A 12,516-nucleotide genomic window follows, 5' to 3' on the forward strand; every position below is an offset into this window, starting at 1 on the left:
GGACACCGTGCGGTGTCCGGGCCTCTCGTGTGGCGTCAACCCCGGGGGTCAGTGGGTCAGGGACCTGTCCTCTCCACCCTGACCGACCGCCGTGTGCTCCTCGTGCCCCTCGCCGTGGCCGTGGCCGTCGTCGAGCGGGATCTTCTCGCCGCCGTAGGCCGCGCTCATCTTGTTGCGGAGCTTGCCGAGCGGGCCGCGCATCGCCTTGGACGGGATGCCGTCGTCGTCTCCGCCGCCGCCCCCGGTGAGGACCGGGACCGGCTCCTTGCCCCGCATGTGGGCCTCGATGGCCTCGTTGGGCGGGACGTGGACCTCGATGTACTCGCCGTGCGGCAGTCGCTTGATCACGCCGGACTCCACGCCGTGGCCGATGATGGCCGCGTCGGCGCGCTGCAGACCCAGGCAGATCCGGTAGGTGACGTAGTAGGCGATCGCCGGACCGGCGAAGATCAGGACCCGGCCGACGTAGGTCGTCCAGTTCAGCGACACCTGGAAGAACGCGGCGATCTCGTCGTTGGCGCCGAGCAGCCACAGGACCCCGTAGAAGGTCATCGCCGAGATGCCGATCGAGGTGCGGTGCGGGTTGTTGCGGGGACGGTCCACGACGTGGTGCTCGCGGCGGTCTCCGGTGACCCACTGCTCGATGAACGGGTACAGCGCCAGACCCGTCATGACGATGCCCATCGGCACCAGCGCCGGGATCAGCACGCTCATCGGCAGCGTGAAGCCCAGGACGTTGATCTCCCAGGCGGGCATCAGCCGGAGCGAACCCTCCAGGAAGCCCATGTAGAAGTCGGGCTGAGAGCCCGCCGAGATGTCGGCCGGGGTGTAGGGACCGTACAGCCAGATCGGGTTGATCTGGGCGAAGGTGCCCAGCAGCGCGATGACGCCGAAGGTGAACATGAAGTAGGCGCCGGCCTTGACCATGAAGGCCGGGTAGAACGGCGCGCCCACCACGTTCTCGTTGGTGCGGCCCTTGCCCGGCATCTGCGTGTGCTTCTGGACCCACATCAGGATCATGTGAGCCGAGATGAGCGCCAGCAGGATGCCCGGGATGAGCAGGATGTGCAGCGAGTAGAACCGGGAGACGACGTCCACGCCCGGGTACTCGCCGCCGAAGAGGAAGAACGTGATCCAGGTGCCGACCAGCGGCAGCGAGATCGCCACACCCTCGGTGATCCGCAGACCGGCGCCCGACAGCAGGTCGTCGGGGAGGGAGTAGCCGGTGAGTCCCGCGGCCAGCGCCAGGGTCAGCAGCAGCACGCCGATCAGCCAGTTCAGCTCGCGCGGCTTGCGGTAGGCGCCGGTGAAGAACACCCGCAGCGCGTGCACCATCATGCCGCCGATGAACAGCAGGGCGGCCCAGTGGTGCATCTGGCGCATCAGCAGGCCGCCGCGCACGTCGAAGCTGATCTCCAGCGACGACGCGTACGCCTCGGACATCCCGACGCCGTACAGCGGGCCGTAGGAGCCGGTGTACTCCACGTGGGCCATGCTGGGCTTGAAGAAGAACGTCAGGAACGTGCCGGTCAGCAGCAGGACGATGAACGAGTAGAGCGCGATCTCACCGAGCAGGAACGACCAGTGGTCGGGGAAGATCTTCCGCAGGTTCCGCCGCAGGAAGTTCCCCGCCCCGATGCGGTCGTCGACGAAGCCGCTCGCGCCCGCGATGGGCTTGGGAACGGTCTGGGTGCTCATGATTGGCCTCCCTTCTTGGCCTCGGCCTCACGGGCCTCGGCCTCGGCGTCGCCGCGCTCCCAGAAGCTGGGCCCGACGGGGACGGGGAAGTCCGCCGTCGCCACGAGGTATCCCTCTTCGTCCACGGCGATCGGCAGCTGCGGAAGAGGCCGGGCCGCCGGGCCGAAGACGACCTTGGCGCCGTCGGCGGCGTCGAAGGTCGACTGGTGACACGGGCACAGGATGTGGTGCGTGCTCTGCTCGTACAGGGCCGCGGGGCAGCCGACGTGCGTGCAGATCTTGGAGTACGCCACGATCCCGTCGTGGGTCCAGTTCAGGTTCGTCCCGGACTTGAGCTCCTCCGGGCGGAACTTGATCAGGATCAGGGTGGCCTTGGCCAGTGCGTTCAGGTCGTGCTCGTATCCCTCGGGCACCACGGAGAGGATGCCGCCGGGGGAGTTGAAGTCGGCCGCCCGGATGGGTGATCCGCTTCCCTCGACGAGGAGCTTGCGGTTCTTGCCGTCCTTGGTCTTCTCTCCCCAGACGGTGTGCCGCAGTTTGGCGGGGAAGTCCTTGTAGCTCGGGCCGAGGTCGCGCAGCAGGACCAGCGGGGCCAGGCCGAGCGGGGCGGCGGCGAGCAGCAGGGTGCGGCGCAGCAGCGGGCGCTTGGTGATGCCGCTCTCGGCCGCGCCCTGCAGGAAGGTCTCGCCGACGTAGGACCGGGTCTCGGTGTCGGAGGCCATCGGGTGGCGCTCCTGGACCAGGTTGTACTTGGGCATGACCAGGCGGACCCAGGTCACCATGCCCGCGGCCAGCCCGAGCAGGGCCAGCGTGAGCGTGCCGCCCAGCGCGAGGTTGGAGACCTGCGTCTTCTCGATGTCGCCGACCTGGAAGACGACGTACGACACCACGAAGCCGATGCCGGCCAGGAAGGCGACGAGGAAGCAGAGGGCGGCGTACTTCTCGCCCTTCTTCGCGGTCGCCTCGTCCTGCGGGGTCACTCCGGGAACCTGGGCGACCTCGGTCGACGGGCGCTCCTCGGTGCCGAGCAGGGAGGTGCTCGCCGCGGGTGGGGGGGTGCCGATGACGCGCCTTGGCGCGCGTTCCTCCGGCTGTTCGATGCCGTGATTGTTCTCAGTCATTTGGCCTGTCGCCTCTTCGCGGTGATCCAGATGGCGGCCAGGGAGAGGAGGCTGAGTCCGACGACCCAGGCCACCAGGCCCTCGGTGACCGGGCCGATGCGGCCCAGACCGGCGCCGCCCGGGTTGGGCTCGTTCCGCACGCCCACGATGTAGGCGATCATGTCCTTCTTCTGCTGAGGGGTGATGATGCTGTCGTTGAACACCGGCATCGCCTGGGGGCCGGTGACCATGGCCTCATAGATCTGCGTCGGGGTGGCCTCGTGGAGCGGCGGAGCGTACTTGCCCTGGGTCAGGGCGCCGCCCGAGCCGACGAAGTTGTGGCACTGGATGCAGTTGGCGCGGAAAAGCTCGCCGCCCTTGGCCTTGTCTCCCATGGCGGGGTCGACCTGATCCTTGTCCGGGATGGCCGGGCCGCCGCCGAGCGACTGGATGTAGGCGGCGAGCTGGTCGACGGCCTCGTAGGTGCCGTCGGGGCGCTTGGTCTTGGCGACCCACGGCGGCGGGGGCTTGCGCGGTGCCTGCGCGCCGGGGTTGGCCAGGGGCATGCGGCCGCTGCTGACCTGGAAGTCCACCGAGGCGGCGCCGACGCCGATCAGGGTCGGACCCTGGGCGGTGCCCTCGGCGTTGAGCCCGTGGCAGCTGGAGCAGCTCTGCTCGAAGAGTTTCTTGCCCTCGGCCACGTCGTCGGCCCTGCCGGACGCGATGGCGGCGTCGGCCTGACTGCTGGAGGAGACCGTCAGGGCAACGGTGTAGACCCCGCCGATCAGGGCCAGGGCCAGGAGCAGGACGGCGTATCTCGCGAGGGGATGCCGCCGCCCAGCGGTGATCCTATTCACAGAGATCCCCGATTCCTTATTGAATTCCATAGATGGTCACGAAAAGGCCGATCCAGACCACGTCGACGAAGTGCCAGTAGTAGGACACGACGATCGCGCTGGTCGCCTGCTCACGGGTGAAGCGCTTCGCGGCGTACGTGCGTCCCAGCATGAAGAGGAACGCGATCAGTCCACCGGTCACGTGGAGGCCGTGAAAGCCCGTGGTCAGGTAGAACACCGAGTCGTACGCGGTGTGCGACAGGGTGTGTCCTTCGTGGACCAGCTCGTTGTACTCGTACAGCTGGCCGGCCACGAACACGGAGCCCATCAGGAAGCTGACGATGTACCAGAAACGCAGCTTGGCGACCTGGCCCTTCTCAGCCGCCCACACGCCCAGCTGGCAGGTCACACTCGACAGGACCAGGATGATCGTGTTGCCCAGGGCGAAGGGGACGTTCAGGTGGGCCTCCGGCCAGGGCAGTCCCTGGCTGAGGCTCACAGACCGGATGGTGAAGTACATCGCGAACAGCGCCGCGAAGAACATGAGCTCGGAGGACAGCCAGACAATCGTCCCGACGCTGACCAGATCGGGTCTGCGGGACGAGTGTGCTGTCGTCGTCGTTGAAATTGCGGATGCTGTCGCCACGGGCAGCATTATTGCGGCTCTCCTGCTCGGGTCGCCGCACGACCCCCCGATAGGGGGGGCATACGCCCATAAAAAGGGGACGTATGGGGCATTTTGTTCAGCTGTGGCTCCGGCCTGGGTCTCCAGGCCGGCTGACCGGTAGCATCCCAGGTGACCATACATCGACGAGGGATAGTGAGCGCGACCGTGAGCACCGACGACAAGATGAGGGTCCTCGTCTACAGCGACGACGCGAGCACCCGCGAGAAGGTGCGGCAGGCACTCGGCCGCCGCCCCGCCGCCGACGTGCCCCTCGTGGAGATCGTGGAGTGCGCCACCCACGCCAAGGTCGTCCAGCACTTCGACTCCGGTGAGATCGACGTCGCCGTGCTCGACGCCGAGGCCCAGCCCGCGGGCGGCATGGGGGTGGCCCGTCAGGCCAAGGACGAGGTCCACGACTGCCCGCCGATCTGCCTGCTGATCGCCCGCCGTGACGACCGCTGGCTGGCCGAGTGGTCGCGCGCCGAGGCCGTGGTGCCACAGCCGATCGACCCGGTCGGCCTCGCGGAGACCGTCGCCGACCTGATGCGCCGCCGCCTGTCCACTCGTCTGACCGCCCGGTAAAACCCCCCTGGAGAACCGCATGGACGCGCGCACCACCTGGCCGGCGCTGTTGTCCGCCCTGCTCGCGGGCGAGCACCTGACGGCGGACGAGACCGCCTGGGCGATGAACCAGATCATGTCCGGCTCCGCCACGCCCGCCCAGATCGCGGGCTTCGCGGTGGCGCTGCGGGCGAAGGGCGAGACCGTCGCGGAGGTGACCGGCCTGGCGCGCACGATGCTGGAGCTGGCCACTCCGCTGACGGTCGAGGGCCCCGTGGTCGACGTCGTCGGCACCGGTGGTGACCGGGCGCACACCGTCAACGTCTCCACCATGGCCGCGATCGTGGCCGCCGCGGCGGGAGCCAGGGTCGTCAAGCACGGCAACCGGGCCGCCTCGTCCTCGTGCGGCGCCGCCGACGTCCTGGAGCACCTGGGGATCGTGCTCGACCTGTCCCCGGCGGACACCGCCAGGGTCGCGGTGGAGGCCGGCATCGCCTTCTGCTTCGCGCCGGCCTACCACCCGGCGCTACGCTTCGCGGGCCCGCCGCGCAAGGAGATCGGCATCCCCACGGTCTTCAACTTCCTGGGACCGCTGACCAACCCGGCCAGGCCCGCCGCCCAGGCGATCGGCATCTTCGACGCGGGCATGCTCCCCGTCGTCGCCGGCGTCTTCGCCGAGCGCGGGGTCTCCGCCCTGGTCTTCCGGGGCGACGACGGGCTGGACGAGCTCACCATCGCCACCACCTCCACGGTCTGGGTGGTGCGCGAGGGCGGCGCCGAGCAGACCGTCTTCGACCCGGCGGTCCTCGACATCCCCAGGGCGGCGCCCGACGCGCTGCGCGGCGGGGACGTGGCCTTCAACGCCAGGGCCGTGCACGACCTGGTCGGCGGCAAGACCGGCCCGGTCCGCGACGCGGTGCTGCTGAACGCCGCGGCCGCGCTGGTCGCCCTCGACGGTGCCGGCGGTGACCTGAACGCCGCGATGGCCGCGGGCTACGAGCGCGCCGTGCGAGCCGTCGACTCCGGTGCCGCCGGCGAGACCCTCGACCGGTGGGTCGCGGTCAGCCGGGCGTCGAAGCCGTCCTGAACCGTGCTCGTCCCGCGGTGTGGGGCCGGGGGCATGGGCCGTCGTGAACCCTCCCGGCGGTGTCTCCGTGGGAGAGGAGCGTCCCGGCACCGTCCGGACCGTCACTGGAACGTGACCGGGCCGAGACTCTTTCGTTACCGGCCGGAACGTCTCCGCTCCCGGGTGGATGGAAGATCCACCCGGGAGCGGATGTGCCGTCTCGGCGTGCCGTTCTAGGTTGCGACCCATGTGGCATGCTGACCCCCTGACCGAGCAGATGTTCCCCGTCCTGCTGGCGTGCGTGGCGCTCGGACTGTGCGTGGCCGTCGTGAGCCTGGCGTGGGATCGCAGGCTCCTGCTGCTGAGGCTCAAGTCCGCAGAGGACAGGTTCGTCGGTCAGCAGGAGGAACTGGTCCGCGCCCAGTTCGCCGAGAGGCGGGCGCGCATCGCCCGTGAGCTGAACGACGTGGTCGCGCACGGGATCAGCATGATGACGCTCGGCGTGGGCGCCGGACGGATGATCATGGACAAGGATCCCGACCGGGCCAGGCGGACCTTGCGGGTGGCCGAGGAGTCGGGGCGTCAGGCACTGGTCGAGCTCCAGCGCACCCTGTCGCTACTCGATCTCGACGGCCCCTCGGCGGGCAGGACGCCCCAGCCCAGGCTGTCCGACCTGCGGGACCTGTTCACCGAGGTCCGTGCGGCGGGCCTGGGGGTGGACATGGTCGAGGAGGGCAGGCCCGCCGAGGTCGCGCTCACCCTCGAACTGGTGGCCTACCGCATCGTCCAGGAGGCGCTCGCCAACACCCTACGACACGCCGGTGCCCGTTCGGCCCGCGTCACGCTGCGCTGGCGCCCGGGTTTCCTCGACGTGCTGGTACGGGACGACGGCCAGGCCGACCCCTCGGCGACCGCGGGGCACGGCCTGCTCGGCATGCGCGAGCGGGCCGCCCTGTTCGGTGGGACGCTGGCGGCCGGGATCCTGCCCGGAGGGGGGTTCGAGGTGCGGGCGCGGCTACCCGTCTCGGGCGAGGCGGTCCCGGACAGCACCCGTACGGCCATGGGGGACGTCACCGACCTCGAACCGACCCGCCCTCTCCTCCGTCCCGCCGGCGCGGGTCAGTCGGACTCGCCGAGGCCGATCGAGAAGGCGGCGTCCAGATCGTGCCGGGAGTAGGCGCGGAAGGCGATGTTGGTCTCGGTGTGCAGCACCCCCGCCACCTTGTTGATCCGCCCGGGAATGACCTCGGCGATCTCCTCGTAGGCGGTGACGCGGACCATGGCCATCAGGTCGTACTCCCCGGTTATGGAGTAGACCTCGCTCACCCCGTCGATCTCGGCGATCGTCTGGGCGACCTCGGGGATCCGGTCCACCTCGGCGTTGATGTGAACGATCGCGGTGACCACGAGCTTCCTCCTCGTTGAGTGTTGCCTGCCGTCTTCGACGCTATCAGCGCAGCGGACGGCCCTCGCGCGCCCGGCGCGGCTCGGCCGCCTGGTAGGCGCGATCGATGCGGGCCTTGAGCCGGCCGGCACCCGAGACGGGCAGGCTCCAGGTGCCCTCCACCTGCACCAGTCGCACCCCCGGGGACTCCAGCCAGCGCAGCACGCACTCGGTCTCCTCGGCGCTGGCGGCGGGGACCGGCCCGGGGCCGGGCGGCACCGTCTCGGCGGTGGCCGCCAGCGCCTCGACGAACGGGGTGGGGTGGGCGCCCCTCGGCATCACCCCGGCCGAGGCGAGCCGTCCGTACCGGATGACGTGGATCTCCCAACGGCCGTCCGCCACGGGGGCGGCCGCGACCATCTGGGAGATGGCGGTCAGCGACCGCAGCCGCTGCATGCGGGCCGAGGTGCGGATGTAGGAGGCGAGCCGGTCGCGGTCGGCCGCGGCCTCCTCGTAGCGCTGGTCGAGGGCCAGACGCTCCATCCTGGCCTCCATGGCGGAGAAGACCCCGGCCGCGTCCAGTTCCAGCGCCCGGCGCGCCGCCCCGACGTGCACCGCGTACTCGTCGGGGGTCTCACGTCCCTCGCACGGCGCGCCGCACCTGCCGATCTCGGCGAGCGCGCAGGCGGAGCGCCTGGTACGCGGAGTGATCCGTTCGGTGCACTGCCGCAGCGGGATCGTCTCGTGCAGCGCGGTGCGGGCGTCCTCGGCGGCGCGGGTGCTGGTGAACGGGCCCAGGTAGGACGCCTCGTCGTCCTTGACCTCGCGGACCACCGACAGGCGGGGGAAGAGCTCGTCGGTCAGCTTGAGCCAGAACATCTTCTCCGGATGGCGCGACCTGCGGTTGTAGCGGGGCTTGGCCGAGCCGATCAGCCTGAGTTCCCTGACCTCCGCCTCCAGTGGGGTCGCGCAGGCGATGGACCTGACCCGCGCGGCGATGCCGATCATCTCGCGGACGCGGGGCCGGGTCTCGCTCGCGGTGAAGTAACCGCGCACGCGGTTGCGCAGGTTGGTGCTCTTGCCGACGTAGAGCGGGTCGCCGCCGGAGTCCTCGAAGACGTAGACGCCGGGTCCCGTCGGCACCGAGTCGGCCAGGTGCCGCTTGCGGCGCTGCTCGGGGGTGGGCGCGCGGACGAAGCCCTTGAGCTCCTCCAGCGTCTGCACCCCGAAGGAGCCCGCCCGTTCCAGCAGGGCGTGCAGCACGTCGACCGTGGCCCGCGCGTCGGCGAGCGCCCGGTGGCAGGGCTCGGTGCGGCTGAAGATCGCGGCCAGCGTGGACAGCTTGCAGTTGGGCGCCTCGTCGCGGGTCAGCAGCTTGCGGGCCAGGTCGACGGTGTCGACCACCTGGTGGGCGGGCGGTGGATACCCGTGCGCCGCACAGGCCGCCCTGATGAATCCCAGGTCGAACCCGGCGTTGTGTGCCACCAGGGTGGAGCCCGCGGCGAACTCCAGGAAGGACGGCAGTACCGACTCGATCCGCGGCGCCGCCACGACCATGCCGTCGGTGATGCCGGTCAGTACCGAGATGAACGGCGGGATCGGCGAACCGGGGTCGACCAGGGTGCCGAACTCACCGAGCACCTCGCCGCCCCTGACCTTGACCGCGCCGATCTCGGTGATCGCGTGCTCGCCCGCCGAGACGCCGGTGGTCTCCAGGTCGAACACGACGAAGGTGACCTGGCTGAGCGGGGTGCCCAGCTCGTCGAGTGTTCCCTGCACGGCGTAGTTCACGATTCACGACCATAGAAGCCCCGACCGACATTCACCGCACCGGGCTCTCTCGGCGCCGGAGGCCCCGCGCACCCGTGGCCCGCGCGTGGGAAAGGCGTCAGCTCCAGTAGCTCCCGTCCAGCATCCGTTCGAGGGCGGCCCGGTGCAGCACCAGGTCGTCGGGGTCGTCCGGCATGGGCTGCTCGCCGAAATGGATGCGGCGGTGCCAGACGCGGGCCATGATGACGCCGTGCCTGAGCGCGGCGTACATCTCGTAGAACTCCATGTCGCGCGGCTTATATCCCGTTATTTCTTGATACGTCTCGCAGACGTCCTCGCGCCGCATGAAGTCGGGCAGGCCGGGCAGTTCCATGACCTCGGCGATCTCCTGGAAGAACCGGTGCAGAAAGATCATCCAGGCGAGGTCCAGCTCGCGGGGGGCGATCGCGGCCATCTCCCAGTCCAGCACCGCCACCGGGGTGAAGTCGCGGTACATCACGTTCCCGATGCGGGCGTCGCCCCAGCTCAGCACGTCGGGCCCCGGATCGTTCGGCCAGTGCTCGCACAGCCAGTCGAACGCCCGCTCCAGCAGCGGGATGCGCATCGAACCGTGTGCCCACTCGTAGTAGGACCGCTGGTCGTCGACGTGCCTGCGCAGCGCGGACTCGCCCGTGCCCGCGATCTCCAGCGGGCGCAGCTCCTCCACGGTGAACGGGGCGTCGTGCAGTCTGGCCAGGATCTCGACGCTCTGCCGTTGCAGCCGTGTCCGGTCGGCGGGGGAGGCGTCCAGCAGCCAGCCCTCGAAGGTGTAGGGCAGGACGTCCGGCGGCACGTCGCCGGTGAGCCGCTCCATCACGAAGAACGGGGTGCCCATCGGTGCGGGGTCGGGCTCGTACCACAGGGTCCGGGGCGCGAGCACCCCGGCGCGCTCCCTGACCATCCGCATGACCTCGAACTGCCTGCCGAGGTCGTAGCTCGGGAAGACCGGCACGGCCTCGCTCGCCGGGGCCATCCGGGCGACGCAGCCGATCTCCCGCCCGCCCTCCGCCGCCGTCCAGGAGGCGTCGAAGAGCAGGGTCTCGCTGGACATGCCGTTGCCCGAGGGCGCCGACAGCCGGGAGAGCGTGACGGGGGATCCCACCCTGCCGGAGAGCCAGGAGCGCATCCGTTCGTGTAACTCATCGAGGTCGCGGGTGGATGTCCGCATATCCTCGGCCTGCCGGCGCTGCTGATCCATCGCGCTCTCCCGGGTGGCGTACGTCACAAGGTGATCCGCACAGTCGTAACCTAAGAGCAAGCGCTTGTCCATAAAGAGTTCACGGCCGGGTCGGCCGCCGTCCGCCTTACGGTCAGGTCGGGGTCAGGGTGCGGTAGCCGTACCCTTGACGTGAAGACCGATCCGAGTAGGGGCCGTGATGAGTTCAGCCGGAGAGGGCCTGTCTCGTCCGTTACCCGAGCAGGTTCGCTTACACGTCGTGGAACTGGCGTCCCAGATCCTCGGCTCCATGCCCGCCGCCTCGGTGCCGCCGCCGCTGAAGGGGATCGCCAGATTCGACCCTCGCAAGCGCGCCAGGCTGGGGGGCGCGCCCATCGCCGCGCAACTGGAGACCGACAAGAAGTTCCGCGAGCTGGTCGCGGAGACGCTGACCGCGGGCTGGCCGGAACTGATCGCGAGTCTCGCCGAGGGCGCGGTCCCGCCGGCCGCCGAGCCCGTCATGGTGGCCGCGGCCGCCTACCTGACCCGGCCGCCCGGCTGGGCGGACATGGTGGAGGCGGCCCGCGCGGACCTGGAGCGATCGGCCGCCGCCGCCGAGGACTCCGCGCAGGAGCAGACGCTCTCCCGGCTGCGCGAGCAGTTGGCCGGCCAGAAGAGCGCGGCCAAGGAGGAGTCCGAACGGCTGCGCGAGCAGCTCAAGGCCTCGCGCTCGGAGGTCTCCGACCTGCGCCGCAGGCTGCACGAGGCCCGGGAGCGGGCCAGGGCGGCCGAGGCGCGTGCCGCCGAGGCCTGGGAGGCGGCGGAGGAGGCGAAGACCGCCGCGGTCTCGGCGGGGAGCAGCGTGGAGAGCGAGCTGCGCCGCCTGCGCGAGCGGCTGGCCGACGCCGAGCGTCAGCTGGAGTCGACGCGCAGGGCGGCCCGCGAGGGCCGCAGCGTGGAGGACACCAAGGTCCGCATGCTGCTCGACGCCCTGCAGGACGCCGCCGCGGGGCTCCGCAGGGAGCTCGCCCTGCCCTCCGGCATCCACCGTCCCGCCGACTCGGTGGCCTCGGTGGCGCCGGGCAGGCAGGGGGTCCAGGCGGTTCCCGCGCGGGCGCTCGCCGACGACGACCCCGCCCTGCTCGACCAGCTGCTCGCGCTGCCGCAGATCCACCTGATCGTCGACGGCTACAACGTGACCAAGACCGGTTACGGTACGTTCACCCTCGCCGACCAGCGCAATCGCCTCCTCACCGGCCTCGGTGCGCTCTACGCGCAGACCCGAACCGAGCTGACCTGCGTTTTCGACGGCGCCGAGCTGAACGGGCCGGTCCCGGTGTCGGCCCCCAGGGGGGTGCGCGTGATGTTCAGCGCGCCGGGGCAGATCGCCGACGACCTGATCCGCCAGCTGGTCCGCGCCGAGCCCACGGGACGCGCGGTCGCGGTGGTCTCCTCGGATCGGGAGGTGGCCGAGTCGGTCCGCAGGATGGGCGCCCGGCCGGTCCCCTCACTGCTTCTTCTCAGGCGTCTGGGACGGGCGTGAACCTTTTCCGGTGATGGCGCATCGAACTACCGGAAGGTATTTCGATCTCCCCAGGGGCACTCGATGAAGAAGATCATAACGCTCGCCGTCGCCGTGCTGGCCATCGGGGCGACCGTCGCCACCCCCGCCGCGGTCGCGGCGGCCGGCATCCCCAAGGGCTTCTTGCTCTATGAGAAGGACGCGGCGAAGAAGCCCGTTCTCGCCGAGAGCAGCTGGAAGGTCAGCGACTCGGCCAAGGTCCGGCTGGCGATCAACCCGTGCGACCGGGCCACGCTGGCCAGAACCGGCCGGACGGCCGCGCGGACGGTGACCTACACCAGCGTCCCGGACTTCCAGAAGGTCGAGCAGGTGATCCTGTACCGCTCGAAGGCGGCCGCCGCCGGAGCGGTCGCCCAGGTGCGCTCCGCCCTGACCGCCTGCCGCTCCAACACCAACGGGGGCTCCGCCTACCGCTACGTCTCCTCGCGCCTGACCGGGCTCGGAGACGAGGCGCTGAAGGTCTCCGGGCAGGTCTACTACAAGGGGAAGGCGGGCGTGGGGGGTGACCGGAGCGTGCTGGTCAGGAAGGGCAACGCGGTCCTGGTCTACCTCTGGGCCGGGGAGTACTACAAGCCCGCGCGGAGCGACTGGGCCACCCAGTTGCGCGACGCCAGAAAGATGACCGGAAAGATCTGCGGCGTCGCCGACTGCTGAGGG

General features: G+C 70.3%; 12 protein-coding genes. 5 read left to right on the forward strand and 7 right to left on the reverse strand.

Translation table 11 applies throughout. From position 1 onward, the window contains the following. Positions 1-48: 48 nt before the first annotated feature. From AB0K21_RS31730 to AB0K21_RS31745, 4 genes are read right to left on the reverse strand one after another with little or no spacing between them, the layout of a single operon-like run. The gene (locus tag AB0K21_RS31730) at positions 49-1,698 is read right to left on the reverse strand and encodes a cytochrome bc complex cytochrome b subunit (RefSeq protein ID WP_364155375.1); all 1,650 of its coding nucleotides are present in this window, start codon (positions 1,696-1,698) and stop codon (positions 49-51) included. Continuing rightward, positions 1,695-2,819: a Rieske 2Fe-2S domain-containing protein gene (locus AB0K21_RS31735; RefSeq protein WP_364155377.1), complete on the reverse strand. Its 1,125-nt coding sequence runs from the start codon at positions 2,817-2,819 to the stop codon at positions 1,695-1,697. Before AB0K21_RS31735 ends, AB0K21_RS31730 begins: the two co-directional genes overlap by 4 nt. Beyond that, positions 2,816-3,655: a c-type cytochrome gene (locus AB0K21_RS31740; RefSeq protein WP_364155379.1), complete on the reverse strand. Its 840-nt coding sequence runs from the start codon at positions 3,653-3,655 to the stop codon at positions 2,816-2,818. Before AB0K21_RS31740 ends, AB0K21_RS31735 begins: the two co-directional genes overlap by 4 nt. A 16-nt stretch (positions 3,656-3,671) precedes the next feature. Continuing rightward, positions 3,672-4,289, reverse strand: coding sequence for a heme-copper oxidase subunit III (locus AB0K21_RS31745; protein WP_364155381.1), 618 nt, complete (start codon positions 4,287-4,289; stop codon positions 3,672-3,674). 195 nt (positions 4,290-4,484) lie between these two features. Here AB0K21_RS31745 and AB0K21_RS31750 point away from each other — a divergent pair, with 195 nt between their 5' ends. The 3 genes from AB0K21_RS31750 to AB0K21_RS31760 all read left to right on the forward strand — a co-directional run bounded on the left by AB0K21_RS31750 (position 4,485) and on the right by AB0K21_RS31760 (position 7,105). Then, a complete protein-coding gene (locus tag AB0K21_RS31750) occupies positions 4,485-4,883 on the forward strand; it encodes a hypothetical protein (RefSeq protein ID WP_343974291.1) in 399 nt (132 codons plus the stop codon). A gap of 19 nt (positions 4,884-4,902) precedes the next feature. After that, positions 4,903-5,949: an anthranilate phosphoribosyltransferase gene (gene trpD, locus AB0K21_RS31755; RefSeq protein WP_364155383.1), complete on the forward strand. Its 1,047-nt coding sequence runs from the start codon at positions 4,903-4,905 to the stop codon at positions 5,947-5,949. A 226-nt stretch (positions 5,950-6,175) separates the two neighbouring features. Next, positions 6,176-7,105, forward strand: coding sequence for a histidine kinase (locus AB0K21_RS31760; protein ID WP_343974217.1), 930 nt, complete (start codon positions 6,176-6,178; stop codon positions 7,103-7,105). Here the strand turns inward: AB0K21_RS31760 and AB0K21_RS31765 are convergent. From AB0K21_RS31765 to AB0K21_RS31775, 3 genes are all read right to left on the reverse strand, one after another. Continuing rightward, complete coding sequence (locus AB0K21_RS31765) at positions 7,048-7,335, reverse strand: Lrp/AsnC ligand binding domain-containing protein (RefSeq protein WP_030910213.1); 288 nt, start codon at positions 7,333-7,335, stop codon at positions 7,048-7,050. The genes AB0K21_RS31760 and AB0K21_RS31765 overlap by 58 nt on opposite strands. Before the next feature lie 43 nt (positions 7,336-7,378). Beyond that, positions 7,379-9,103 (reverse strand): DEDD exonuclease domain-containing protein, encoded by a 1,725-nt coding sequence (locus tag AB0K21_RS31770; RefSeq protein WP_343974222.1) that lies wholly within the window; start codon positions 9,101-9,103, stop codon positions 7,379-7,381. A gap of 97 nt (positions 9,104-9,200) precedes the next feature. Next, positions 9,201-10,319, reverse strand: coding sequence for a phosphotransferase family protein (locus AB0K21_RS31775; RefSeq protein ID WP_343974224.1), 1,119 nt, complete (start codon positions 10,317-10,319; stop codon positions 9,201-9,203). Positions 10,320-10,557: 238 nt separating this feature from the next. Between AB0K21_RS31775 and AB0K21_RS31780 the strand changes: the two genes are divergently transcribed. Both AB0K21_RS31780 and AB0K21_RS31785 read left to right on the forward strand, forming a co-directional pair. Continuing rightward, positions 10,558-11,820: an NYN domain-containing protein gene (locus AB0K21_RS31780; RefSeq protein WP_364155386.1), complete on the forward strand. Its 1,263-nt coding sequence runs from the start codon at positions 10,558-10,560 to the stop codon at positions 11,818-11,820. Between the two features lie 63 nt (positions 11,821-11,883). Further along, positions 11,884-12,513: a hypothetical protein gene (locus tag AB0K21_RS31785; protein ID WP_343974230.1), complete on the forward strand. Its 630-nt coding sequence runs from the start codon at positions 11,884-11,886 to the stop codon at positions 12,511-12,513. Positions 12,514-12,516: the final 3 nt, after the last annotated feature.

Origin of the sequence: Streptosporangium sp. NPDC049248, from assembly GCF_040678965.1 — a bacterium.
Classification (GTDB): Bacteria; Actinomycetota; Actinomycetes; order Streptosporangiales; family Streptosporangiaceae; genus Streptosporangium; species Streptosporangium fukuiense.

What these genes read in the sequence shown, in the direction of transcription:
- AB0K21_RS31730 (WP_364155375.1), bottom strand. Translation starts at nt 1,698, where the DNA reads ATGAGCACCCAGACCGTTCCCAAGCCCATCGCGGGCGCGAGCGGCTTC.
- AB0K21_RS31735 (WP_364155377.1), bottom strand. Translation starts at nt 2,819, where the DNA reads ATGACTGAGAACAATCACGGCATCGAACAGCCGGAGGAACGCGCGCCA.
- AB0K21_RS31745 (WP_364155381.1), bottom strand. Translation starts at nt 4,289, where the DNA reads ATGCTGCCCGTGGCGACAGCATCCGCAATTTCAACGACGACGACAGCA.
- AB0K21_RS31750 (WP_343974291.1), top strand. Translation starts at nt 4,485, where the DNA reads ATGAGGGTCCTCGTCTACAGCGACGACGCGAGCACCCGCGAGAAGGTG.
- trpD (WP_364155383.1), top strand. Translation starts at nt 4,903, where the DNA reads ATGGACGCGCGCACCACCTGGCCGGCGCTGTTGTCCGCCCTGCTCGCG.
- AB0K21_RS31760 (WP_343974217.1), top strand. Translation starts at nt 6,176, where the DNA reads ATGTGGCATGCTGACCCCCTGACCGAGCAGATGTTCCCCGTCCTGCTG.
- AB0K21_RS31775 (WP_343974224.1), bottom strand. Translation starts at nt 10,319, where the DNA reads ATGGATCAGCAGCGCCGGCAGGCCGAGGATATGCGGACATCCACCCGC.
- AB0K21_RS31785 (WP_343974230.1), top strand. Translation starts at nt 11,884, where the DNA reads ATGAAGAAGATCATAACGCTCGCCGTCGCCGTGCTGGCCATCGGGGCG.